This window comes from Cereibacter ovatus (assembly GCF_900207575.1).
Lineage (GTDB): Bacteria > Pseudomonadota > Alphaproteobacteria > Rhodobacterales > Rhodobacteraceae > Cereibacter_A > Cereibacter_A ovatus.
The window spans coordinates 219220-242098 of record NZ_OAOQ01000002.1 but is presented as its reverse complement, the minus strand read 5'-3'; the positions used below and the strand labels follow the sequence as shown (position 1 = coordinate 242098).

At 66.9% G+C, this 22879-nt stretch carries 19 protein-coding genes and 1 other RNA gene; 7 read left to right on the top strand and 13 right to left on the bottom strand.

The window, feature by feature from the left end:
• Position 1 precedes the first annotated feature (1 nt).
• Positions 2-1609, bottom strand: coding sequence for a cytochrome-c oxidase, cbb3-type subunit I (gene ccoN / locus CRO07_RS03400; RefSeq protein ID WP_097029278.1), 1608 nt, complete (start codon positions 1607-1609; stop codon positions 2-4).
• Positions 1610-1803: 194 nt separating this feature from the next.
• Here ccoN and CRO07_RS03395 point away from each other — a divergent pair, with 194 nt between their 5' ends.
• Complete coding sequence (locus tag CRO07_RS03395; protein ID WP_097029277.1) at positions 1804-2652, top strand: universal stress protein; 849 nt, start codon at positions 1804-1806, stop codon at positions 2650-2652.
• 76 nt (positions 2653-2728) lie between these two features.
• On the opposite strand, the gene fnrL is transcribed toward CRO07_RS03395, so the two are convergent.
• The gene (fnrL, locus tag CRO07_RS03390; protein WP_097029276.1) at positions 2729-3475 is read right to left on the bottom strand and encodes a transcriptional regulator FnrL; all 747 of its coding nucleotides are present in this window, start codon (positions 3473-3475) and stop codon (positions 2729-2731) included.
• 62 nt (positions 3476-3537) lie between these two features.
• Between fnrL and hemN the strand changes: the two genes are divergently transcribed.
• Positions 3538-4893 (top strand): oxygen-independent coproporphyrinogen III oxidase, encoded by a 1356-nt coding sequence (hemN, locus tag CRO07_RS03385; RefSeq protein ID WP_097029275.1) that lies wholly within the window; start codon positions 3538-3540, stop codon positions 4891-4893.
• Here the strand turns inward: hemN and CRO07_RS03380 are convergent.
• The 6 genes from CRO07_RS03380 to CRO07_RS03355 form a co-directional block, all read right to left on the bottom strand.
• Positions 4854-6101 (bottom strand): glycosyltransferase, encoded by a 1248-nt coding sequence (locus CRO07_RS03380; RefSeq protein WP_097029274.1) that lies wholly within the window; start codon positions 6099-6101, stop codon positions 4854-4856. The two genes, hemN and CRO07_RS03380, sit on opposite strands and share 40 nt — an antisense overlap.
• Entirely contained in the window at positions 6098-7699 is a 1602-nt protein-coding gene (locus CRO07_RS03375) for an ABC transporter ATP-binding protein (protein ID WP_097029273.1), read from the bottom strand. The genes CRO07_RS03380 and CRO07_RS03375 overlap by 4 nt, the downstream gene beginning before the upstream one ends.
• Positions 7696-8802 (bottom strand): ABC transporter permease, encoded by a 1107-nt coding sequence (locus tag CRO07_RS03370; RefSeq protein WP_097029272.1) that lies wholly within the window; start codon positions 8800-8802, stop codon positions 7696-7698. The genes CRO07_RS03375 and CRO07_RS03370 overlap by 4 nt, the downstream gene beginning before the upstream one ends.
• Before the next feature lies 1 nt (position 8803).
• Complete coding sequence (locus tag CRO07_RS03365; protein ID WP_097029271.1) at positions 8804-9892, bottom strand: microcin C ABC transporter permease YejB; 1089 nt, start codon at positions 9890-9892, stop codon at positions 8804-8806.
• 16 nt (positions 9893-9908) lie between these two features.
• Entirely contained in the window at positions 9909-11849 is a 1941-nt protein-coding gene (locus CRO07_RS03360) for an extracellular solute-binding protein (protein WP_097029474.1), read from the bottom strand.
• 156 nt (positions 11850-12005) lie between these two features.
• Positions 12006-12533: a c-type cytochrome gene (locus CRO07_RS03355; RefSeq protein WP_097029270.1), complete on the bottom strand. Its 528-nt coding sequence runs from the start codon at positions 12531-12533 to the stop codon at positions 12006-12008.
• A 120-nt stretch (positions 12534-12653) separates the two neighbouring features.
• Between CRO07_RS03355 and CRO07_RS03350 the strand changes: the two genes are divergently transcribed.
• Entirely contained in the window at positions 12654-13487 is an 834-nt protein-coding gene (locus CRO07_RS03350; RefSeq protein ID WP_097029269.1) for a prephenate dehydratase, read from the top strand.
• Between the two features lie 137 nt (positions 13488-13624).
• On the opposite strand, the gene CRO07_RS03345 is transcribed toward CRO07_RS03350, so the two are convergent.
• The 3 genes from CRO07_RS03345 to nudC form a co-directional block, all read right to left on the bottom strand.
• Positions 13625-14782, bottom strand: coding sequence for a hypothetical protein (locus CRO07_RS03345; RefSeq protein ID WP_141400039.1), 1158 nt, complete (start codon positions 14780-14782; stop codon positions 13625-13627).
• A 121-nt stretch (positions 14783-14903) separates the two neighbouring features.
• Entirely contained in the window at positions 14904-15377 is a 474-nt protein-coding gene (locus CRO07_RS03340; protein ID WP_097029267.1) for an SRPBCC family protein, read from the bottom strand.
• Positions 15378-15419: 42 nt separating this feature from the next.
• Positions 15420-16370 carry an NAD(+) diphosphatase gene (gene nudC / locus CRO07_RS03335; protein ID WP_097029266.1) on the bottom strand — a complete coding sequence of 317 codons (951 nt, stop codon included), beginning with the start codon at positions 16368-16370 and terminating at the stop codon, positions 15420-15422.
• 157 nt (positions 16371-16527) lie between these two features.
• Between nudC and ffs the strand changes: the two genes are divergently transcribed.
• An RNA gene (gene ffs, locus CRO07_RS03330) (signal recognition particle sRNA small type) lies at positions 16528-16626 on the top strand.
• A 54-nt stretch (positions 16627-16680) separates the two neighbouring features.
• Here the strand turns inward: ffs and CRO07_RS03325 are convergent.
• A complete protein-coding gene (locus tag CRO07_RS03325) occupies positions 16681-18816 on the bottom strand; it encodes a capsular polysaccharide biosynthesis protein (RefSeq protein WP_097029265.1) in 2136 nt (711 codons plus the stop codon).
• 169 nt (positions 18817-18985) lie between these two features.
• Between CRO07_RS03325 and CRO07_RS03320 the strand changes: the two genes are divergently transcribed.
• Genes CRO07_RS03320 through recR form a run of 3 tightly spaced genes read left to right on the top strand, consistent with a single transcriptional unit; the run spans position 18986 to position 21684 of the window.
• Positions 18986-20725: a DNA polymerase III subunit gamma/tau gene (locus CRO07_RS03320; protein ID WP_097029264.1), complete on the top strand. Its 1740-nt coding sequence runs from the start codon at positions 18986-18988 to the stop codon at positions 20723-20725.
• 13 nt (positions 20726-20738) lie between these two features.
• Positions 20739-21083, top strand: coding sequence for a YbaB/EbfC family nucleoid-associated protein (locus tag CRO07_RS03315; protein WP_097029263.1), 345 nt, complete (start codon positions 20739-20741; stop codon positions 21081-21083).
• 1 nt (position 21084) lies between these two features.
• The gene (gene recR, locus CRO07_RS03310) at positions 21085-21684 is read left to right on the top strand and encodes a recombination mediator RecR (protein WP_097029262.1); all 600 of its coding nucleotides are present in this window, start codon (positions 21085-21087) and stop codon (positions 21682-21684) included.
• 384 nt (positions 21685-22068) lie between these two features.
• Here the strand turns inward: recR and CRO07_RS03305 are convergent, their stop codons facing one another.
• Complete coding sequence (locus tag CRO07_RS03305; RefSeq protein WP_097029261.1) at positions 22069-22830, bottom strand: DUF1013 domain-containing protein; 762 nt, start codon at positions 22828-22830, stop codon at positions 22069-22071.
• Positions 22831-22879: the final 49 nt, after the last annotated feature.

Below are 22879 nucleotides of genomic sequence, written 5' to 3'. Positions count from 1 at the left end.
CTCACTCAGCGGGAACGGCCGTGGCGCGCGTCACCCGTTCGGGTGCCGAGGTCACGGTTTTCCACATATTGTAGCACATGATGAGCGCGCCGGTCAGGTAAAGCACGCCACCGATGCCACGCACCACGTTCATCGGGAACTTGGCCGCCACGGTGTCCGCAAAGGCGTTCACAAGGAAGCCATTGGCGTCGACTTCACGCCACATCAGGCCTTCCATGATCCCCGAAACCCACATCGCCGAGGCGTAAAGCACGATACCGATGGTCGCGAGCCAGAAGTGCCACGACACCAGCGTCAGGCTGTAAAGCCGCTCTTTGTTCCACAGCTTCGGCGTCAGGAAGTAAAGCGCGCCGAAGGTGATCATGCCGTTCCAGCCAAGCGCGCCGGAATGGACGTGGCCGATGGTCCAGTCGGTGTAGTGCGACAGCGAGTTCACCGCACGGATCGACATCATCGGCCCTTCAAAGGTCGACATGCCGTAGAAGCCGATCGAAACCACCATCATGCGGATGATCGGGTCGGTGCGCAGCTTGTCCCAGGCGCCCGACAGCGTCATCAGGCCGTTGATCATGCCACCCCAGGACGGCATCCACAGCATGATCGAAAACACCATGCCCAGCGTCGCGGCCCAGTCCGGCAGCGCGGTGTAGTGAAGGTGGTGCGGGCCGGCCCAGATATACAGGAAGATCAGCGCCCAGAAGTGCACGATCGACAGCTTGTAGCTGTAGACCGGACGCTCGGCCTGTTTCGGCACAAAGTAATACATCATGCCAAGGAAGCCCGCGGTCAGGAAGAAGCCGACGGCGTTGTGGCCATACCACCACTGCACCATCGCATCCTGCACGCCCGAGAACAGCTGCACCGATTTCGAACCAAAGATCGACACCGGAATCGACAGGTTGTTGAAGATATGCAGCATCGCCACGGTGACGATGAACGCAAGGTAGAACCAGTTGGCCACATAGATGTGGGGTTCCTTGCGCTTGATGATCGTGCCCAGGAACACCGCCAGATAGGCGACCCAGACCACCGTCAGCCACAGGTCCACATACCATTCCGGCTCGGCATATTCCTTGGACTGGGTCGCCCCCAGCAGGTAACCCGAGGCCGCCAGCACGATGAACAGGTTATAGCCCCAGAACACGAACCAGGCGAGGTTTCCGCCCCACAGCCGCGCCGCCGAGGTGCGCTGCACCACATAGAAGCTGGTCGCGATCAGCGCGTTGCCCCCGAAGGCGAAGATCACAGCCGAGGTGTGCAGCGGCCGCAACCGGCCAAAGTTCAGATAGCCATGGGCCCAGTCGAAGTTCAGCGCCGGGAAAGCAAGCTGGAAGGCGATGAACACCGCCACCAGAAAGCCCACGACGCCCCAGAAGGCCGTGGCCACCACACCGTAGCGCACAACTCCATCCATATACTCGGATTGAAGCGCGGGCGCGGGGCGGACATCGTCCCCCAACCTGCGAACCTGCCATAGAAAAAGGCCGCCAGCGACCAACATGATCGTGACGGCATTGACCATATATGCAAGGTCGCGCGCGTAGTTGGCGGCGATCGCGGCAAGCAGCGCGATCACGCCGAGCGCGACCAACTTAACATAATCCAACATCTTGCGTCCCTTCGTCTTCGCGGGCCGACGCCTCGGCCTTGGCTAACCGACAGTCCGTCTGTGGCGGCATGTCGCGGATTATGCCTTGATCCATGTCAATGGTTTCCGTCCTGATACTTGATCCGCGTCAAGGAACAAAGCCCCATTCGCTTTCAGGATCCCCCCACGAAAGTTCATCGCCTGGAGGGTGCCTGATGGCCTACAAATCGTTGCTGACGGTGGCCACCTCGCCGGATCGGGTCGAGCCCGCGATCTCGGTCGCGGCACGCCTTGCGCTGGCCGAGGATGCTCATCTCGACGTGCTCGCACTGGGGATCGATGGAACCCAGGTGGCCTATTACAACATGGGCGGCACGGCGGTGGTGCTGCAAATGGCGCTGGAACGCGCCGAACAAGAGGCAAAGGCCGTTGAAAAGGCCGCCGCGGCCGTGCTGGCCGGGCAACCGGCAGGGCTGCGCGCCTCGGTCGAGACGGCGGTGGCGCAGATGGGCGGCCTTGCCGGGCTGGTCGCGCTGCGATCACGCTTTGCCGATCTGGTGGTGGTGGGCCGCCCCTATGGCAAGGGCCGCGGACCCGAGGCCGAGGCCGTGGTCGAATCCGCGCTGTTCGACGGTCAGGCGCCGGTGCTGGTGCTTCCCGACGACCCCGCGCTCAGCCAAAGTTTCGGCGGCCGCGTGGTGATCGCCTGGGACCAGAGCCGCGAGGCGTTGGCCGCGGTGCGCAAGGCCATGCCCTTCCTGCTGAACGCCGAGATCGTGAACATCGTGATCGTCGATCCTTCGGCCCATGGCGCCGAACGGTCAGACCCCGGCGGGGCGCTGTGCCAGATGCTGGTCCGCCACGGGGTGCGGGCCGAGGTCTCGGTGCTGGCCAGAACGCTGCCGCGCATTTCGGACGTGATCGGTCGCCATGTGCGCGACCAGAATGCCGATCTGCTGGTGATGGGGGCCTATGGCCATTCGCGCTTCCGCGAGGCGATCCTGGGCGGGGCCACCCGTGACATGCTGGAACTGGCCGAAGTGCCGGTCCTGATGGCGCACTGACGCTCACTGCGCCGGATCTGCCCGCCCTGACAGGGGCGGGCTTTTTCATGGTCGGTCAGGGCAACGGCGCGGCAGGTCAGACCGGCAGGCCGCCGTCGCTGTCGTCGCCGGCTTCTTCCAGCAGGCGCGCGAAGTCGTTCACGATCACATGGCGCTTGCCTTCCAACGAGATCACCCCGTCGCGTTTCAGCGCCGAGACCTGCCGGCTGACGGTTTCCAGCGTCAGGCCAAGGTAATCGGCCATCTCCTCGCGCGTCAGCGGCAGATCGAAGGTCATCGGCCCCTTCGAATCGCGCAGCTTCAGCGCCGCGTCGCGCCGGGCGATGATGGCCAGCAGGCTTGCGATCTTCTCGCGCGCGGTCTTGCGGCCCAGAAGCAACATCCACTCTCGCGCGGCGTCCAGCTCATCCAGTGTCATTTCGAGAAGTCGCTGCCCGACATGGGGGGTGCGGTGCATCATCTCTTCGAACGGCTTGCGTCGGAAACAACACATCAGCAGATCGGTTGTGGCGGTCACGTCATAGGCCACGGTCTGCCGGCCCGGCCGCCCCACGAAATCCGACGGCAACAACAGGCCCACCATCTGGCGGCGGCCGTCCTCCATCGTCTGGGTCAGCGTGGCGATCCCGGTGACCACCGAGGCCACGAAATCCATCTTGTCCCCGGACCAGATCACCGTCTGGCCAGCCTGATAGCTGCGGTAATACTTGATCTGCTCCAGCGTGCTGAGTTCGTCCGTATCGCAACGCGCGCAGACGGCACGATGCCGGATCGGACAGTCGCCGCAACGGTGGAGAAGGATCGGAACTTCGTGCAGCGACATGCCGGCTTTCCCGCTTGATCTGAATCAAAGCAATAAACAACTTTCGCCCCTAGCGAAAGCCGATGGAGTCGGTTTCTCAACTTGCAAAACTCGGGCTCTTTGACGCCCGCGTTCCCCGCTATACGAGCTATCCGACCGCGCCCCACTTCGGTCCGGCGGTCACGGATCGGCTGTTTGGCGATTGGATTTCGGCGATTCCTTCAGGAACTGCCGTCTCTTTGTATCTTCATGTCCCGTTTTGCAGGCATCTGTGCTGGTTCTGTGCGTGCCGCACGCAAGGCACGAGCACGGACGCCCCCGTGCGCGCATATGCCGCAGCCCTGAAATCCGAAATCGCCCTGCTTCAGACCCGGCTTGCGCCCGGCATCCGGCTGTCGCGGCTGCACTGGGGCGGCGGCACCCCCACCCTGCTGCCCCCCGACCTGATCCGCGAACTGGTCGCCGCCATCCACGACGCGCTGCCGCCCACCGACGAGACCGAATTCTCGGTCGAAATGGACCCGACCGAAATCGACGCGGCCCGGCTGGATGCGCTGTTTCAGGCCGGCCTTGGCCGGGTCTCGATCGGCATTCAGGACTTTGCCCCGGAAATCCAGCAGGCGATCGGCCGGCAACAGGGCTTTGATCTGACCCGCCGTCTGGTCGACGACCTGCGCGAACGCGGGCTGAAATTTCTCGATACGGAAATTCTGGTCGGACTGCCGCATCAGACCGGGCCGCGGCTGGCAGATTCGGTGCAGAAGCTTCTGTCGCTGGCGCCGGATCGGGTGGCGGTTCACCCCTATGCCCATGTGCCGGCGATCTCGCGCCGGCAGCTGATGATCGCGACCGAATCGATCCCCCGCCCCGAGGAACGGCTGGCGCTGTTCAGGACCGCGCAGGATCTGCTGCTGTGGGACGGCTTCCGCCCGGTCGGCATCGACCATTTCGTGCACCCCGGCGACGGGCTGGCCCGCGCGCAGCAGGCCGGCCGGTTGCGGCGCAGCTTTCAGGGCTATACCGATGACCGGGCCGAGGTGCTGATCGGGCTGGGGGCCTCGGCGATCTCGCGCTTTCCGCAGGGCTTTGCGCAGAACGCGCCCAGCACGTCCGACCATCTGAAGGCGATCCGCGGCGGGCATTTCTCGACCGCGCGCGGCCATGTGCTGACCGACGACGACCGCCTGCGTGGCCGGATGATCGAACAGTTGATGTGCGACTTCCGCATCAACCGGGCGCAGATCCTTGCCCGGTTCGCACTGCCGCCCGAACGGCTTGAGGCGATGTTTCAGGCCGCCGCCATGGCCTTTCCGGGCATGGTCGCCATCACCGGCCAAGGGCTTGAGATCACGGAACCCGGCCGCCCGCTGACACGGATGATCGCCCGCCACTTCGACGCCTATGCGCCAGAGGCAGGCCGCCAGACCGCAGGAGCGTGACGCTCGACGAAATCGACCATCCGCGGCAGGCACAGACTGCGCAGGTCATAGCGCGCCTGAACCGTCTGCCGCCCGGCCGCGCGCAGACCCGCATGGCCCGCAGGATCGGCCAGCGCCGCGGTCAGCGTGCGCGACCAGCCCTCGATGTCGAAGAAATCCACCAGCAGGCCGTTCTCGCCATGGCGGATCACCTCTTCGACGGGCGGCGTGCGCGAGCCGACGATCAGCGCACCGGCCGACATCGCCTCAAGCATCGACCATGACAGCACGAAGGGATAGGTCAGATAGGCATGGGCGCGGCTGACCTGCATCAGCGCCCGGAAGCGATCATAGGGCACGCGGCCCACGAAATGCACGCGCGACAGATCGATCCGGTCGCGGACCTCGGACAGAAAGCGGTCTTTCCAGGTCCCGTCGGCGGGCGCGGGGCCATAGCTGACGCCATCGCCGCCCACCAGAACCACCTGCGCGGCAGGCCGCGCCGCCAGCACCGCGGGAAGGGCGCGCATGAAGACGTGATAGCCGCGATAGGGTTCCAGATTGCGGTTGACGAAGGTCAGAACCTCGTCGCCTGCGCGCAACACCCGGCCGTCGGGCAGCGCGAAACTGGCCGCCGGGTCGGGCGCCAGTGTCTGCGTGTCCACCCCGTCATGGATCACCTCGATCATGCGCCGCAGCGGCGGCGGATAGGTCGACGCCTGCCAGAGCGTTGGCGACAGCCCGGCATCGGCATGAAGCAGCGCCTGCCCCAGATGCGCCGCCCTGCCTTGCGCGATCATCACCGCGTCAAAGCCGCGCTTGTCGAACTCGGGGTCGAAGCTGACGTCGTGGCCGGCGCCGCGATAGTAGAACTCGGCGTAGATCAGCAGCTTGGCCGCGGGCCAGACCTCTTTCAGAAACAGCGTCTCGCCCCAGCCGGAATGGCCGAAGATCAGGTCGGGACAATAGCCGTCGCGGTCGCGCAACTGTATGGCGGCGCGGGCCACCGTCACGCCACGGTCGCTGCTTTGGGTGTAGTTGCGCCCCAGCCGCGTGGCCTGCGGATCGGGGGGCGGCACCTCGTGGCGATAGCGCAGCACCGGAATGGGCGAGGGGCGGGTGTTGCCGCCATCGGTCAGGGCGCGGCAGTCGTGACCGCGGCGTTGCAGCTCGGGGGCAAGATGCAGGAACTGCCCGGGAAAGTTCTGGTGGACGAACAGGATCTTCATGGGACCAACGGCGCGGCGCTGCCAAAGGCTGCCGCCAGAAGCGTGCGGGTATAGTCGGTGCGCGGGCGTTCGAAGATCTCGGCGCCTTCGCCGGCCTCGACCACCTCGCCGTCCTTCATCACCAGAACCTTGTGCGACAGCGCGCGGACCACCCGCAGATCGTGGCTGATGAACAGATAGGCCAGCCCCCATTTGCGTTGCAGCGCCCGCAGCAGATCGACGATCTGCACCTGCACCGTCATGTCCAGCGCGCTGGTGGGCTCGTCCAGCACCACGAATTTCGGCCGCAGGATCATCGCCCGCGCAATCGCGATCCGCTGACGCTGGCCGCCGGAAAATTCGTGCGGATAGCGCCCCATCGCCACCGGGTCCAGACCCACCTCGGACATGATCTCGGCCACCATCCCGCGGCGGTCGCGGCCCTTTTCGACGCCATGCACCCCCAGCCCTTCAGCGATGATCTGTTCGACCGTCATCCGCGGCGACAGGCTGCCATAGGGGTCCTGAAACACGATCTGCATGTCGCGGCGCAGATCGCGCAATTGGCCACTGCGGCGGGTGTGGATGGCGTGGCCCATGAAGGCGATCGGCCCGTCCGAGTCGATCAGCCGAAGCAGACCCAGCGCCAGCGTCGTCTTGCCCGATCCGCTTTCGCCCACCACGCCCAGCGTCTCGCCGGCGCGGATCGACAGGGTGGCGCCATTCACCGCCTTCACATGGCCGACGGTGCGGCGCAACAGCCCGCGCTGGATCGGAAACCAGACCCGCAGACCATCGGCACGAACCACCTCGGGGGCGGTGTCGGCAACCGGATCGGGGCGGCCCTTCGGCTCGGCCGCCAGCAGCTTTTGCGTATAGGGATGGACGGGCGCTGCAAAAAGCTGCGCGGCGGGCCCCTGTTCCACGATCTCGCCGCCCTGCATCACGCAGACCCGGTCGGCAATGCGGCGCACCACGCCCAGATCGTGGGTGATGAACAGCAGGCTCAGCCCCTCGCGCGCCTTCAGTTCGGCCAGCAGGTCAAGGATCTGCGCCTGAATCGTCACATCGAGCGCGGTGGTGGGCTCGTCCGCGACCAGCAGATCGGGACCGTTCGCAAGGGCCATGGCGATCATCACCCGCTGGCGCTGGCCGCCCGACAACTGATGCGGATAGGCGCCAAGACGGCTTTCGGGGTCGCGGATGCCGACCTTGGTCAGCAACTCCAGAATCCGCGCCCGCGCCTTGTCGCCGGTCAGCCCCTGATGCAGCGCAAGGCTTTCCCCGATCTGGCGTTCGATCGAGTGCAGCGGGTTGAGCGAGGTCATCGGCTCTTGAAAGATGAAGCTGATGTCGTTGCCGCGCACCTTGCGCAAGGCGGCTTCGGGGGCGCCGACCATCTCGCGCCCGTCATAAAGCACAGATCCGGTGACCTCGGCGCTGTCGGGCAGAAGCGAGACGGTGGACAGCGCCGTGACCGACTTGCCCGAGCCGCTTTCGCCCACCAGCGCCACGGTTTCGCCGCGCCCGACCGAAAAGCTGACGCCCTTCACCGCCTGAACCACCCGGCCGTCCTGCCGGAAGCGGACGGTCAGATCCTTGACCTGCAACACGCTCATCCAAACGTCTTTCGCGGGTCGAAGGCGTCGCGCACGCCCTCGAAGATGAACACCATCAGCGACAGCATGATCGCGAAGGCGAAAAAGGCGGTAAAGCCCAGCCACGGCGCCTGAAGGTTCTGCTTGGCCTGAAGCGTCAGTTCGCCCAGCGAAGGCGCCGACGAGGGCAGCCCGAACCCAAGGAAATCCAGCGCGGCAAGGCTGCCGATGGTGCCGGTGATGATGAAGGGCAGCATGGTCAGCGTGGCGACCATCGCATTGGGCAGCACATGGCGGAACATGATGACCGGATCGGCCACACCCAGCGCGCGGGCCGCGCGGACATATTCGAAGTTGCGCGCCCGCAGGAATTCGGCCCGGACGACGCCGATCAGGCTGGTCCAGCCAAACAGCACCATCAAGCCCACCAGCAGCCAGAAATCCATCTGCCAGATCGCGGCGACGATGATGATGATGTAAAGCGAGGGCGTCGAACCCCAAAGCTCGATCACGCGCTGGAAGATCAGGTCGGTCAGGCCGCCGAAATAGCCCTGCACCGCCCCCGCGGCGATCCCGATGACCGAGGTAAGGAAGGTCACAATCAACGCGAAAGCCACCGACAGCCGGAAGCCATGGATCACGCGCGCCAGCACATCGCGGGCGGTGTCGTCGGTGCCCAGCCAGTGATTGGCGTCGGGCGGCGAGGGCGCGGCGCGGCCAATATCGTTGATCGTATCGTAGCTGTAGGGGATCGGCGGCCACAAAAGCCAGCCCTTTTCGATCGGCGCCCCGCCGACGGTGCCGCCTCGGGCCTCGGCCTCGGTTCCTTCGGGGTCGTCCCAGCAGGCTTCGTGCCCGCCCGAGACGATCAGGCAGCGCACTTCGGGGTCGCGATAGGCGGCCTCGGTCTGGAAATCGCCGCCAAAGGCGGTTTCCGGGTAGAAATGGGTGATGGGGGTGTAGATCGCGCCGCGATAGCCCACCAGAAGCGGCTTGTCGTTGGCGATCAGCTCGGCAAACAGCGACAGGCCGAACAGCACCGTGAAGACGCACAACGACCAGAAGGCGCGGCGGTTGGCCTTGAAGTTGCGCCAGCGGCGCTGGTTCAGGGGCGACAGCGCCATGTCAGCCCCTTGTGCCAAAATCGATGCGAGGGTCGATCCAGACATACATCAGGTCCGACAGGATCCCCATCACAAGGCCCAGCAGGCCGAAGACGAACAGCGTGCCGAAGATCACCGGGTAATCGCGCGCCACCGCGGCCTCGAAACCCAGCCGGCCAAGGCCGTCCAGCGAAAAGATCGTCTCGATGATCAGGCTGCCGCCGAAGAACACCGACACGAACACCGACGGAAAGGACGCGATCACGATCAGCATGGCGTTGCGGAACACATGGCCATAAAGCACCCGCGCCTCGGTCAGGCCCTTGGCCCGCGCGGTCATCACATACTGTTTGCGGATTTCTTCCAGAAAGCTGTTCTTCGTCAACAAGGTCAGCGTGGCAAAGGCGGAAATCGTCGAGGCCAGAACCGGCAGCGCGATGTGCCAGAAGTAATCCACCACCTTGCCCCAGATCGACAGGCTGTCCCAGTTGTCGGATGTAAGGCCCCGCAGCGGGAACCACTGCCAGTAGGAACCGCCCGCAAACAGCACCAACAGCAGGATGGCGAACAGAAAGCCGGGGATGGCATAGGCCACGATGATCGCCCCGCTTGTCCAGGTGTCGAAACTCGACCCGTCCCGAACCGCCTTTCGGATCCCCAGCGGAATCGACACCAGATAGGCGATCAGCGTCGACCACAGCCCCAGCGAGATCGAAACCGGCATCTTTTCCTTCACCAGATCCACCACCGAGATCGACCGGAAATAGCTTTCCCCGAAGTCGAACCGGACATAGTTCCACATCATGTTCAGGAACCGTTCCAGCGGCGGCTTGTCAAAACCGAACTGGCGTTCCAGATCGGCGATGAACTCGGGCGGCAACCCGCGCGAGCCGACATAGCGTTCATCCGCCTGTCCCGCCGTGGCGATATCGCCGCCGGCATCGCCGCCGCCCGCGACGGTCTGGAACACGTCGCCCTGCCCTTCCAGCCGGGCAAGCACCTGCTCGATCGGGCCGCCGGGGACGAACTGGGTCAGCGCGAAGTTGATGACCATGATGCCGAACAGCGTCGGCACGATCAGCAGCAATCGCCGAAGGATATAGGCGCCCATGCGGGGTGCAGCCCTCTTATTGTCTCAAGACGCCCGCATCGCGCAGCGCCTGCGCCTTGTCGGGGTTGAACCACCAGAAGTCCAGTTCTCCCAGCGCGTAGGGCGGAAGTTCCGCCGGATGGTCGAACATGTCGTAATAGGCGACGGTATGGGTCGCCTTGTGCCATTGCGGCACCCAGAACCGTTCCAGCCGCAACACCCGGTCCAGCGCCTTGGTCGCGACCACCAACTCGTCCGAGGTCCTAGTGGCCAGAACCACCTCGATCATGCGGTCCACGGCGGGGCTTTTCAGCCCCATCATGTTGAAGCTGGACACGTCGGCGGTTTCCGATCCGTAATACTGCTTCAGTTCCGACCCCGAGATGTAGTTCGTGCGCGCGTTGCCGGTGGCGATGTCGAAATCATAGCTGGGCGGCCGGGTGCGGCTTTCCATCTGCGCATTGTCCACCCGCGTCATCAGCGCCTCGACCCCAAGGGCCCGCAGGTTTTCCACGAAGGGGTTGATGACACGGTCAAAGGTCTGGCTGTCATTCAGGAACTCGACCCGCAGAACCTCACCCTTGGCGTTGCGGCGCAGGCCGTCGCTGCCCACGGCCCAGCCGGCATCGTCCAGCAGTTTGCTGGCGGCGCGCAGGTTGCCGCGATCCAGCTGACGCGCGCCCGACACGGCCGGGCTGACCGGCGGATCGGTCAGGATGGCGGCCGGCAAAAGACCGTCGTCCACCAGCGGCTGCAACAGCGCGACCTCGGCCGGCGATGGCGGGCCTTCGGCTTCCAGATAGCTGTTTTCCCAGAAGGAATCGATGCGGGTATAAAGCCCGTAGAACAGCGTCTGGTTCGACCATTCAAAGTTGAACACCAGATTCAGCGCCTCGCGCACGCGGGGGTCTTGAAACTTTTCGCGCCGCAGGTTGATCAGCCAGCCCTGCCCGGTGGCCTTGGCCCCCGAGGGCAGGTCCACCTTCTGCACATGGCCGTTCGTCACCGCCGGAAAGTCATAGCCCGTCGCCCACAGGATCGAGGACGCCTCGTTGCGGAACGTGTAGCTGCCGCCCTTGAAGCCTTCGAAAGCGGCGTTGTAGTCGGCGTAATATTCGACGCGGATCGTGTCAAAGTTGTTGCGTCCGCGGTTGATCGGCAGATCGCGGCCCCAATAGTCGGGGTTGCGGCGATAGACCACCGTCTGGCCCACATTCATCCGGTCCAGCACATAGGGGCCCGATCCAAGGAACGGCGTCATGCTGCCTTCCTCAAGATTCAGCCCTTCGCGTTCGTATTGCGCCTTGGACAGCACCGGCAGGCCGCCCACGTCCTGCGGCAGATCACGGGTGGGGATGCCGGGCTTGAAGGTGAACTTCACCCGATGGGGGCCCAGCGCCTCGGCGCTTTCGACCTGCCGGGCAAGGACGGTGCGGAAATCGGTCAGGCCCTTGGCCACGAAGGTCTGATAGGAAAACACCACGTCCTCGGCGGTGACGGGGGTTCCGTCCGCGAACGTCGCCTCGGGGCGCAGGTTGAAGATCACCCAGCTGCGATCCTCGGGATATTCCAGCGTCTCGCACAGCAGGCAATAGGCGGCGCCGATCTCGTCGGCGGTGCCGGTCAGGATCGATTCATACATGACCGACGACAGCGCCGCCGACCGTCCCTTGACCGAATAGGGGTTCATCGAATCGAACCCGCCAAAGGCCCATTCCGATATTTCGCCCCCCTTGGGCGCGTCGGGGTTCACATAGTCGAGATGGGCAAAGCCCGCGGGATATTTCAGCTCGCCAAAGGTCGAGATGCCATGCGCGGAAACGATGGGCTGATCCTGAACCCGATCCTGCCCGCGCGCCGGCAGCGCCGCGGCGGTCACCAGCACAAGACCCAGGCCCCCCAGCAGCCAAGGCCGCACATCGAGCATCGTCGCAGCCGCAACCCCGCCCTGCCCCCGACGCGCCCCACGTCCCGCCATGCCGTTCTCCTTGCCGCGTTCCTCGGGCATCCCCTGCCCGGGGCACATGCTACGGTGCAACGGCGCGCGGCCTCAAGTTGCGATTGCGTGACGGCTGCGGAAAGGCAAAGGCCGCCCCGGGTCAGGGGGCGGCCTGCGGTGCCGGGGCAAGGCCGGTTACTGAAGCGACGACAGGTAAGCCACCAAGTTCGCGCGATCCTGTTCTTTCGCAAGGCCGGCAAAGGTCATCTTGGTGCCCGGAACATGGCCCTTGGGATTGGTGATGAAGGAATTCAGCTCATCCAGCGTCCATGTCGGCGCCGCGGCGGCATGGGCCAGCATCGGCTCGGAATAGGTGAACCCTTCGACGCTGGCCACCGCGCGTTCAACCACGCCATCCAGATGCGGACCCGTCGCGTTGGTGCCGTCGACCTTGTGGCAGGCCGCGCATTTGCCGAACACCTTCTGCCCCGCCGCGGCATCGGCCGCCGCCACCAGATCCACGAAGGGCACGACCTCGGCCGGTTCTTCGTCCGCCGGGGCGGAACTGGCGGTTTCGATCACATAGGCCTGAGCCACGTCGTCGCCATGCCCGCCGACCGAGGTGCCGTAAAGCCCCTGCCCTGCCCAACCCACCAGAAGGAACGCCAGAAGCGCACCGCACCCGGCGCCGACCGCTTTTGTCAGGGTCATCGTGTCGAACATGTCGCATTTACCTCGATATGGGTCCGCGGGACATGTATCCGCTTCTTCCCCGTGCTTTCAAGGTGTAGTAGCGCCCCCGGACGCGCGGGCAACCTTTTTCCGATGACGGAGATCAATCGAATGGCTGGGCGAATCGCATTTCAGGGCGAACCCGGGGCTTACTCGCATCAGGCTTGCCGTCAGGCACGGCCGGCGATGGAGGCGGTTCCCTGCCGCACCTTCGAGGACGCGATCGACCTTGTCCGCTCGGGCGAGGCCGATCTTGCGATGCTGCCGGTTGAAAACTCGACCTATGGCCGGGTGGCCGACATCCACTCGCTTTTGCCCGGATCCGGGCTGCGGATCGTGGACGAGGCCTTCGTGCGCGTTCACATCAACCTGCTGGCGGTGCCCGGCACCCCGATCGAGGCGATCGAGGCCGCCATGAGCCATACGGTCCTGCTGGGCCAGTGCCGCAGCTTCCTGCGCAAGCACGATCTGCGCCCGGTGACGGGGGCGGATACCGCGGGATCGGCCCGGCTGGTGGCCGAAAAGGCCGACCCGAAACTGGCCGCGCTGGCGTCGGAACTGGCGGGCGAGATCTACGGGCTGGACGTGGTCGCCCGCCATATCGAGGACCAGTCGAACAACACCACCCGTTTCCTTGTGATGTCGCGCGAGCCCGACTTTTCCCGCCGCGGGCCGGGCAAGATGGTCACCACCTTCACCTTCCGGGTGCGCAACATCCCGGCCGCGCTTTACAAGGCGCTAGGGGGCTTTGCCACCAACGGCGTGAACATGACCAAGCTGGAAAGCTACATGGTCGGCGGCTCGTTCATCGCGACCGAGTTCTATGCCGATGTCGAAGGCCACCCCGACGACCCGAACGTGACGCTGGCGCTGGAAGAACTGCGCTATTTTACCAGCCAGCACGAAATCCTTGGCGTCTACCCCGCCGACCCCGGCCGCGGCTGAGACCCGAGGCAACCGGCAGCGAAGGCGCACAGGCGGGCCGCCGCAACGGCCCGCGCCTTGGCATGGCCCGGCGCAGCCTTGCGCCACGCAGGCCGCTTGTGGAACCGGGGCCCGCAGGCCGCAACCGGCGCGCGGCATCATCCGCAGGCGGGAAGCCGGGCCTTTGCGCGGGCATCGAAGGCGTCGATCTCGCGCTGAAGTTCGGCCAGCGGTATCTGCGCCACGATGCGGGCGTCGTCCTCAAGGTCTGACAGACCGCAGACCGCGCCGGTATAGCACAGCATCAGCCGCCGCCCGGCCACCTCGAGCAGATAGGCGATGCCGTCGCCGGTGCTCATGCAGACTGCCGCGCCGACGGCCTCGGGGCCGTGCCCGTCGCGCAGCAGAAGCGCCAGCGCCAGCGCCGGCCGCCATTCGCGCGCATGGCGCAGCGCCGGAAGGATATCCGACCGAGAGGCACACAGCGGCTTGCCCGACAGGAAGGCGGCTGCCGCATCCTCGGTCGCAAGGCGGGGGGGCGGGGCGGGCAGCAACCAGAAGGTGGCGTCGAACTCCAGCCCGTAATGCACCGCAGGGTCGCTGGCCTCGATCTTCCACAGCTTCGCCTCGCGCCCCGCGACACGCAGGAACGAGGCCGAACCGATACGGCGCACAAGGCAGACCCCCTTGGGCGACACCAGCCCCGCGGCGGCCAGCCCCACCTGCATCGGCAAGGTCAGCCGCCCTTGCAGCGCATCGACCGCAAAATCCCTGCGCCGGGCCGCGGCCTCGGGGTTGGCCAGCGCGGCGCGGCGCAACCGGCCGTCAAGCGTGCCATCGCGCACCACCTCCAGCACCCGCTGCGCGGCCAGCCATTCGCCCATCATCCGATGAAACTCGCCCAGTTCGCGGCTGGCGAAGAACCGGGTGTCGATCTCGCGGACTGCCTCGGGGGGCGGGCCGCCCGCGGGGGCCGCCGCATGAAGCTGCGCCAGATCGGCGAGGCAGCACGGAAATTCGGTGAAGCCGGCGGCGGTCAGGGCCTCTTGCGTCTGGGCCAGCAGGCCCGGCGCCATACGGGTGGCGAAGGCGAAACGGTCGTGCCCGCCATGCAGCACCTGCGCATAATAGGTGCCGGCCCGGCAGGTCAGCACCGCCGCCTGTGGCAGTTCGTGGTCCAGCCAGAAGCCGGTTTCGCGCATCACGGTCAGGTAACGCTGCACCGCCGTCAGCAAATCGCGCGCCTCGCCCGAGGCGGCCGCCCGGCGCGGGACGATGATCCGGGAAGGCAGGTAGGGACGAAACCAGTTCAACATCAAATCAAACCAAAAAGACCGCCGCGATCCCGGGCGGCCCGCACGGCGGGCGCGGACGACCGGAAAACCATCCAACCTTGGCGGAAATATGGAGCGGATGGGCCCGGACAAGGCCCGCGCCCTAACCGCCCCGATGCGCCCGCCAGCGGTCCTCGATCTCGGCGGCAAGACCGGCCACCCGCTTTTCATAGCGCAGTTGCAGCCGCCCCCGCGCCAGTTTCAACGACTGCACCAGCACACGCGCCCCGATGGTCTGCGGCCGGACCTCGGACACCACGGCGACCCGCGTCCGCAGCGGCGCAAGCTGCACCACATCCAGCGCCAAATGCGCCCTGACCGAAGTGCTCTGGCCTTCGAAGGTCAGCCGCTGGCCCGGCTCGATCGCGGCAAGGCGCAGGTTGATTTCGCGCGGCTTGCCCTGAAAGGCAAAGCGCACCATCCAGCCCATGCCGGGGCCGGCCATCGGCAGACCGTCCAGCCGCTGCACCTCGATCCCGCGGCGCAGCGCGGTGCGTTCCCACAGCACGAAATCCGACAGCACGTCCCAGACGAATTCGGCCGGGGCCTCGACATCCTCGCGCGTGCTGAGTTTCATCGCCGGCCCTTTCGCAACACGCGTCCTGTGGGCCTTCTTGCGTCAATCGCGGATATCCGCAAGCCAGTTGGCGATCAGCGCATGGGCAATCGCGCCCGGACGGGCCGGTTTCACCCGCGGGTGGAGGCCGGCCATCACCGCCACCATTTCCTCGCGAGTGATCCAGAGCGCATCGTCAAGTTCCGCAGGGTCCAGCGTGATCGATTCGGTCTCGGCCCATGCATGGCAGCCGATCATCAACGAGGCCGGAAACGGCCATGGCTGGCTTGTCCGGTATTCGACGCGGCCGATGGTGATGCCGGTTTCCTCCTGCACCTCGCGGCGGACGGCGGCCTCGACCGTCTCGCCGGGTTCGATGAAACCGGCAAGGCAGGAAAACATCCCCTCGGGCCAGCCGGGCGAGCGGCCGACCAGCGCGCGGTTGCCGCGGGTGACCAGCATGATCACCACCGGATCGGTGCGCGGGAAATGCTGCGCGGCGCAGGCCGGGCAGCGGCGCTGCCAGCCGGCCTCGGCCGGGACCGAAGCCGCCCCGCAGGCCGAGCAGAAGCGGTGGCTGCGGTGCCACTGAACCAGCGCCTTGGCGGTGGCGGCCAGTTCCGCGTCGCGCAGGGACAGAAGCAGCATCATCCCGCGCAACTCGGCAAAGCCCATGTCGGGCGGCAGCGCCGGGTGGGTCTGCACCGTGGGATCGAAAAAGCCCGAAGCCACGGCCTCGGCCCCGGCTTCGGGCGCCCAGTCCGAAATGTCGGCGGCAAAACAGGGCGCATCACCGTCAAGGCCCAGAAACACCGCAGGTTCGGCCCCGGCCAGCACGGGATGGCCCGCGCCGACCCAGCCCAGCCGGTCGCCGTGGCACAGCGGCTTGCCACGCCAGACCGGCAGCACCCGCCCGCCTTGCAGCATCGCGACCAGCCCCTCGGCATCGCCGCGCAGCCGCGCCGCCCGATCCAGCCCCGATCCGGCAAAGGCCGGCCTGTCCGCGATGCGCATCGCACCCTCCCTTGCGCGTGGTTCGCCGCAGTCATGCCACGGCGCGCGGCGGCAGGCCATGGGGCGGCGGGCCTGCACCGCCCGGCCCCGGATCGCCGTGGCAGACAATCTGACGGCGGCGCTTGCGAATCCCGCCCCCGGGCCCTATATCGGCCATCGAGAGGTTGGCGCGGGCAGGCGCCTCGCCAACCCGGTCAGGTCCGGAAGGAAGCAGCCGTAACGAGTCCCGTCTGGGTCGATGTCCAGCCTCTCACCCAATCCTTACATCCGCGATGCCTTTGCCGCTGTGCCACCCCGGGCGCTGTCCGGATCAGGTCCGCCTGCCCCACAGCCATGACCGCAGCCCGCGCAGGCGCGTGACCAGCCGTCCGCGCCAGCGCCCGCGCAGCAGCCGGCCGACACGGCCGCGCCGGTGCGCCCTGTCGCGCCACTGCACCAGATCCCGCACCGTCCGCTCGGGCGTGGTGAACAGGCCGGTCCTGCCCGAGACATAGCGCGGATAGGCGATCAGCGCGCCATGGATCAGGTGATCGAGATCAAGCCGTCGGCCCCGGCGCGGGATCGGAACGCGGTCGGTGGTCAGGCCCCAGCCGGCATAGAACGGCTGGCCGTGGCAGGTGACCGGCAGGCCGCGCAACAGCGCCTCGAACCCCAGAAGCGAGGTCAGCGTATGCACCTCGTCGACCTGATCCAGCAGATCCGCGGCGCTGGCCCGATCCAGCACTTCATCGCAAAAGCGCAGGGCAAGGCTTTCATCCGCACCCGCGTCGCGCAGGCCGCCGACCACATCGGGATGTGGCTTGTAAAGGATATGGGCCGCAGGCGCGGCCGCGCGCACCCGGCGCAGCAGGTCAAGGTTGGTCCGGATGTCGGGTGCGCCGCAGCGGATCGAGGCGTCGGATTCGACCTGCCCCGGCACAAGGATCACCCTGACCGCCCCCGGCGGACGGGTCCAGCGGTCGCCGGGCAGATTGTATTTCGTCACCCGCGACGTCACGATCAGATCGCGCAGCGCCCGGGCGCGCTGCCGGGCCGCCTGATCCAGCACGCTGTCCTGAAGGATCCGCTCCAACCGCGAGGGCTGCGCGGGATCGTAGTGGATGCCCAGATCGTCGATCACCCATGACAGCGGCGGCACCAGTTCCGCCCCCAGCCCGGCCGAGCGCAGAAAGCCGTCCTCGACCCGCAGCACGCGGGCCGAAGACGGCAGCCCTTCGGCGCTGCGGCTGCCCCACAGCACCGCGGTGGCACCGGGCGGCACCTGATGCGGATGGCGCAGGAACCGGACCTGCGAGCCTTGCAGAAACCGGCGCAGGATCGGGCGTTTGCGCCGCGGAAAGCCCACGGCATACAGCCGGGCGGGAAAGGCGGCGCGCAGGGCGCGCTGAAGGCCCGCGTGATCCATCGCCCGTTCCGGTGTGGTTTCCGCGCCGGTTTCGGGGTGGCAATAGCGCGGGTAATCGACCAGTGCGGCATGAACAAGCTGCGCCAGATCCGCCGTGCCGCGCCTTGGGCCTTCGTCCTCGGTCAGGCCCCAGCCGGCATAGAACGGCCGGCCAAAGCAGCGCACGCGCCGGCCATGGATCAGCGCCTCGAACCCCACCTGCGAGGTCGCGACATAGACCGCACGCGCGCCCGCGATCAGCGGGGCGATGTGGCCATCGCAGGCCAGAACGGTCACGCGGGGCAAGGCGCGCAGGGCCTCGGGATCGAAATGGCGCCTGCCCGGATCGGACAGGCTGTCGGGATGCAGCTTCACCACCACCCGCAGCCCCGGGTTCTCGCGCAGCGCCGCCATCAGCATCCGGGGAAAGGTGGCGGCATCGGCCCCGCCGCCCGCAATCGACAGATCGCCCGCCACCTGATCGACGACCAGCACATAAGGTTCGGGCGGCACCGCGCAATCGCGGCGGGCGTTGTATTTCGACAGGCCCAGCGCCCGCCAGCGATGGATCAGCCCGCGCGCGCGGGCATCCTGGGCCGGGTCCAGCGGGCGGGCGATCAGGCCGAACAGATCGCTGTCGCTGTCGGCGTCGTAGTGGATGCCCCCCCGGTCGAACACCAGGGACAGCGGCGGGTCGCGCCGGCCGACCGAACGCAGAAATCCGTCCTCGACCAGCAGCAGACCATCGGCGCGATCCCGCAGCGCCCGCGCCCGCCGCCCCGACCGGCGGTTGCCCCACCCCAGGATCAGACGCGGGCGCACCGGCAGCAGCCGGCAGAAATACACCGGCCGCACCCCCAGCAGCCGGCTCAGCACCGGGTCCAGTGCCAGATCCATCGAGGTCGCCGCCACCGCCACCCGACCGCCGCGCAGCCGCGCCCCCAGCAGCCGCACGATCCCTTGCTGCCATTGCAGCGCCTTGTGGCCCCACCGCATCAGCCCGCGGACAGCCGCGGCACCGCGGGCGTGCAACAGGGTCAAGGGCAACAGGGTGGGCGGCATGGCATCTCCGATCCGGGGCGGTCTGCGGCGCGGGCGCGGATCTGTCCAGCGATTCGCGTGGGCATGTCCGGCATCCGGCCGGTGCCGCAGGGACCATTTCGGGGCTTCGGGTGGACGCGGCCCCGCACCCGGCCTAATCTCTGGCTGACCCGAATCCCCCCGAGGCCCGATGTCCGACCACCCCGAGCAAGGTTATCAAGTCCTTGCCCGCAAATACCGCCCCCAGACCTTTGCCGACCTGATCGGTCAGGACGCGATGGTGCGCACGCTGAAGAACGCCTTCGCGGCCGACCGGATCGCGCATGCCTTCGTGATGACCGGCGTCCGCGGCGTGGGCAAGACCACAACGGCGCGGATCATCGCCAAGGGGCTGAACTGCGTGGGCCCCGACGGCACCGGCGGCCCCACGACCGAACCTTGCGGCCAGTGCGAACCCTGCCGCGCCATCGCGGAAGGCCGCCACGTCGACGTGATGGAAATGGACGCCGCCTCGCGCACCGGGGTGGGTGACATCCGCGAGATCATCGACTCGGTCCACTACCGGGCGGCCTCGGCGCGCTACAAGATCTATATCATCGACGAAGTTCACATGCTGTCGAACAACGCGTTCAACGCGCTGCTCAAGACGCTGGAAGAACCGCCCGCCCATGTGAAGTTCATCTTTGCCACCACCGAAATCCGCAAGGTGCCGGTCACGGTGCTGTCGCGCTGCCAGCGGTTCGACCTGAAACGGATCGAACCCGAGGTGATGATCGCCCACCTGACCCGCGTGGCCGCGCAGGAAGGGGCAAGCCTTGCCCCCGACGCACTGGCGCTGATCACGCGGGCGGCCGAAGGCTCGGTCCGCGATGCGATGAGCCTGATGGATCAGGCGATCGCCCATGGCGCGGGCGAGACCAGCGCCGATCAGGTGCGCGCAATGCTGGGGCTGGCCGACCGCGGCCGCGTGCTTGACCTGTTCGACCTGATCGTGAAGGGCGAGGCGGCGGCGGCGCTGGCAGAGTTGTCGGGGCAATATGCCGATGGCGCCGATCCCATGGCGGTGCTGCGCGATCTGGCCGAGATCACGCACTGGCTTTCCGTCATCAAGATCACCCCCGAGGCCGCCGACGATCCGACCACCCCGCCCGACGAACGCGCCCGCGGGCTGGACATGTCCGCACGGCTGCAAATGCGGGTGCTGACGCGGATGTGGCAGATGCTGCTGAAGGCGATCGAAGAAGTCTCGCTGGCGCCCAACGCGATGATGGCGGCCGAGATGGCGGTGATCCGCCTGACCCATGTCGCCGACCTGCCCGATCCCGAAACGCTGATCCGCCGGCTGCAATCGGAACCCCGCCCCACCGCCCCGCCGCCATCGGGCGGCGGTGGCGGGCCGGGCACGGCGCCACGGATGCAGGCGGCGGCGCCGGTGGCGATGATGCCCGCGGGGCCGCAGGCCACAGGCGGCGGCGCCACCGCGCTGGCACTGGCCGAAGGCGCGCCGCTGTGTCAAAGCTTTGCCCAGATGGTCGAGCTGATCCGCCAGAAGCGCGACATGAAGCTGCTGTATGAGATCGAGACCGGCCTGCGCCTTGTCCGCTTCGCCCCCGGCCGGATCGAGTTCGAACCCGCCCCCGAGGCCGCCCCCGATCTGGCGGCGCGGCTGTCGCAGCGGCTTCAGGGCTGGACGGGGCTGCGCTGGGGCGTCTCGGTCGTGTCGGGCGGCGGCCAGCCCACGATCGCGGAAGAGCGCGACAAGGGGCGCCTTGCGGATGAAGCACGGGCAAAGGAAAACCCGCTGGTTCAGGCGGTTCTGACCGCCTTCCCCGGCGCGCGGATCACCGAGATCCGCAAACCGCAGGAAATCGCCGCGGCCGAGGCTTTGCCCGAGGTCGAGGACGAATGGGACCCGTTCGAGGACAGTTAAAAGGAGCAAGGGAATGTTGAAGGGATTGGGTGGACTTGGCGACATGGCCAAGATGATGAAGGCCGCGCAGGGGTTTCAGGAAAAGATGGCGCAGCTTCAGCAGGATCTGGGCGCCATGACGGTGGTGGGCGAATCCGGCGCGGGGCTGGTCAAGGCGACCTCGACCGCCAAGGGCGAACTGACCGGCATCGAGATCGACCCCTCGATCTTCGTCGCCTCGGAAAAGGAAGTGGTCGAGGATCTGATTCTGGCCGCGATCAAGGACGCACAGGCCAAGGCCGCCGACCGCGCCAAGGAAGAGATGGGCAAGCTGACCGAAGGTCTGGGCCTTCCCGCGGGCATGAAGCTGCCGCTCTGACATGACGCAGGCGCCCGGCGACATCGAACGGCTGATCGAGCTGATGGCGCGGTTGCCGGGCCTTGGGCCGCGGTCGGCCCGCCGGGCGGTGCTGATGATGCTGAAGAAGCGGGGGGCGGTGATGGCGCCCCTTGCGCAGGTGATGGCCGAGGTCGCGGCCAGCGCCCGCGACTGCGTCCGCTGCGGCAACATCACCGGCGCGGACCTGTGCGACATCTGCCGCGACGAACGTCGCGCCACCGGCGAATTGTGCGTGGTCGAAGATGTGGCCGACCTTTGGGCGCTGGAACGCGCCGGCGCCTTCCGCGGCCGGTATCATGTTCTGGGCGGCGTGCTGTCGGCACTGGATTCGGTCGGGCCGGACGATCTGCGCATCCCCCAGCTTGCGCGGCGGGTGCGCGACGAAGGCATCGCCGAAGTGATCCTTGCGCTGAACGCCACCGTCGACGGCCAGACCACCGCGCATTACATCGCCGATGTTCTGGCACCTTCGGGGGTGCAGGTCACCTCGCTGGCGCAAGGCGTGCCGATCGGCGGCGAGCTTGACTATCTGGACGACGGCACCATCGGCGCGGCGCTGCGGGCGCGGCGCAGGTTCTGACCCCCGACCGGACCGCCGCAGGGAAAACCGCAGGCGACCAGTGCTTGACAGTCCCCGCGCCAGACATGCACGGCGGCCGGGGTGGCCAACAGCGGGAGTGCCCGGTCTTTACCGCCCCCGTCCCCGGATGCCGAAAACGAGGGATGCGCCCGGCACTTGGCACGGGGGACCGTGCCCTTGTCACGATGCCGGAAACGAAAGGCGTGCCCGGCACCTGACCGGGGGCCGTCCCCTTGTTCCGATACCGGACAGGACGGATGCGCCCCGCACCTGCCGGGCCTGACCGTTCCCCGGTGATGGAAAAGCCGGCGTGACGGCGCCTGATCGCGATGCCGGACATGCAAAGGGCGCCCGAAGGCGCCCTGCGGCAAGATCGGATGGCCCTCAGCGGCGCGGGTCCAGCCCGTCATCCTCGTCCTCGTCCTCATCGTCGCCATGCGGCAGGTTGAAGAACGAATCCGCATCCGAGAAGTCGGCCGGGCGCTTTTCTTCCTCGACGCGGGTGAACTGCTCCAGCCCGGCCAGCCCCGAGGGCATCCGCGGCTCGTCCGGCATCGACAGCGACTGCTCGGTCGAGACCAGTTTCCGCCGTTCGTCATCGCTCATCACCAGACCCTCGGCGGCCTTCTTGCGCGCGGCGGCCTGAACGGCGGTGTCCAGTTCCGACTGACGGCACAGACCCAGCGCCACCGGATCGATCGGCTGGATCGAGCCGATGTTCCAGTGCGTGCGTTCGCGGATCGACTGGATCGTGGGCTTTGTGGTGCCCACAAGCTTGGCGATGGCACCGTCAGACAGTTCGGGATGGAACTTGACCAGCCACAGAATGGCGGCCGGGCGATCCTGCCGCTTGGACAGCGGGGTGTAGCGCGGGCCACGGCGCTTTTCCTCGCCCACGGCGGCGGGGTTGAACTTCAGCTTCAGACGATACAGCGGGTCTTTCTGACCCTTCTCGATCTCGATCTGGTCAAGCTGGTTGTTGGAGACCGGATCGAACCCCTTGACGCCGGGGGCCACGTCACCGTCGGCGATGCCCTGCACCTCAAGCTCGTGCATGCCGCAGAAATCCGCGATCTGCCGGAACGAAAGGGTGGTGTTGTCGATCAGCCAGACAGCGGTGGCCTTGGACATCAGCGGCTTGTTCATCGGACGATCCTTTGCAAATCTTGACCATGCCGGGAAAACGGCTGCGGCC

What these genes read in the sequence shown, in the direction of transcription:
- ccoN (WP_097029278.1), bottom strand. Translation starts at nt 1,609, where the DNA reads ATGTTGGATTATGTTAAGTTGGTCGCGCTCGGCGTGATCGCGCTGCTT.
- CRO07_RS03395 (WP_097029277.1), top strand. Translation starts at nt 1,804, where the DNA reads ATGGCCTACAAATCGTTGCTGACGGTGGCCACCTCGCCGGATCGGGTC.
- fnrL (WP_097029276.1), bottom strand. Translation starts at nt 3,475, where the DNA reads ATGTCGCTGCACGAAGTTCCGATCCTTCTCCACCGTTGCGGCGACTGT.
- hemN (WP_097029275.1), top strand. Translation starts at nt 3,538, where the DNA reads ATGGAGTCGGTTTCTCAACTTGCAAAACTCGGGCTCTTTGACGCCCGC.
- CRO07_RS03380 (WP_097029274.1), bottom strand. Translation starts at nt 6,101, where the DNA reads ATGAAGATCCTGTTCGTCCACCAGAACTTTCCCGGGCAGTTCCTGCAT.
- CRO07_RS03375 (WP_097029273.1), bottom strand. Translation starts at nt 7,699, where the DNA reads ATGAGCGTGTTGCAGGTCAAGGATCTGACCGTCCGCTTCCGGCAGGAC.
- CRO07_RS03370 (WP_097029272.1), bottom strand. Translation starts at nt 8,802, where the DNA reads ATGGCGCTGTCGCCCCTGAACCAGCGCCGCTGGCGCAACTTCAAGGCC.
- CRO07_RS03365 (WP_097029271.1), bottom strand. Translation starts at nt 9,892, where the DNA reads ATGGGCGCCTATATCCTTCGGCGATTGCTGCTGATCGTGCCGACGCTG.
- CRO07_RS03360 (WP_097029474.1), bottom strand. Translation starts at nt 11,849, where the DNA reads ATGGCGGGACGTGGGGCGCGTCGGGGGCAGGGCGGGGTTGCGGCTGCG.
- CRO07_RS03355 (WP_097029270.1), bottom strand. Translation starts at nt 12,533, where the DNA reads ATGTTCGACACGATGACCCTGACAAAAGCGGTCGGCGCCGGGTGCGGT.
- CRO07_RS03350 (WP_097029269.1), top strand. Translation starts at nt 12,654, where the DNA reads ATGGCTGGGCGAATCGCATTTCAGGGCGAACCCGGGGCTTACTCGCAT.
- CRO07_RS03345 (WP_141400039.1), bottom strand. Translation starts at nt 14,782, where the DNA reads ATGTTGAACTGGTTTCGTCCCTACCTGCCTTCCCGGATCATCGTCCCG.
- CRO07_RS03340 (WP_097029267.1), bottom strand. Translation starts at nt 15,377, where the DNA reads ATGAAACTCAGCACGCGCGAGGATGTCGAGGCCCCGGCCGAATTCGTC.
- nudC (WP_097029266.1), bottom strand. Translation starts at nt 16,370, where the DNA reads ATGCGCATCGCGGACAGGCCGGCCTTTGCCGGATCGGGGCTGGATCGG.
- CRO07_RS03325 (WP_097029265.1), bottom strand. Translation starts at nt 18,816, where the DNA reads ATGCCGCCCACCCTGTTGCCCTTGACCCTGTTGCACGCCCGCGGTGCC.
- CRO07_RS03320 (WP_097029264.1), top strand. Translation starts at nt 18,986, where the DNA reads ATGTCCGACCACCCCGAGCAAGGTTATCAAGTCCTTGCCCGCAAATAC.
- CRO07_RS03315 (WP_097029263.1), top strand. Translation starts at nt 20,739, where the DNA reads ATGTTGAAGGGATTGGGTGGACTTGGCGACATGGCCAAGATGATGAAG.
- recR (WP_097029262.1), top strand. Translation starts at nt 21,085, where the DNA reads ATGACGCAGGCGCCCGGCGACATCGAACGGCTGATCGAGCTGATGGCG.
- CRO07_RS03305 (WP_097029261.1), bottom strand. Translation starts at nt 22,830, where the DNA reads ATGAACAAGCCGCTGATGTCCAAGGCCACCGCTGTCTGGCTGATCGAC.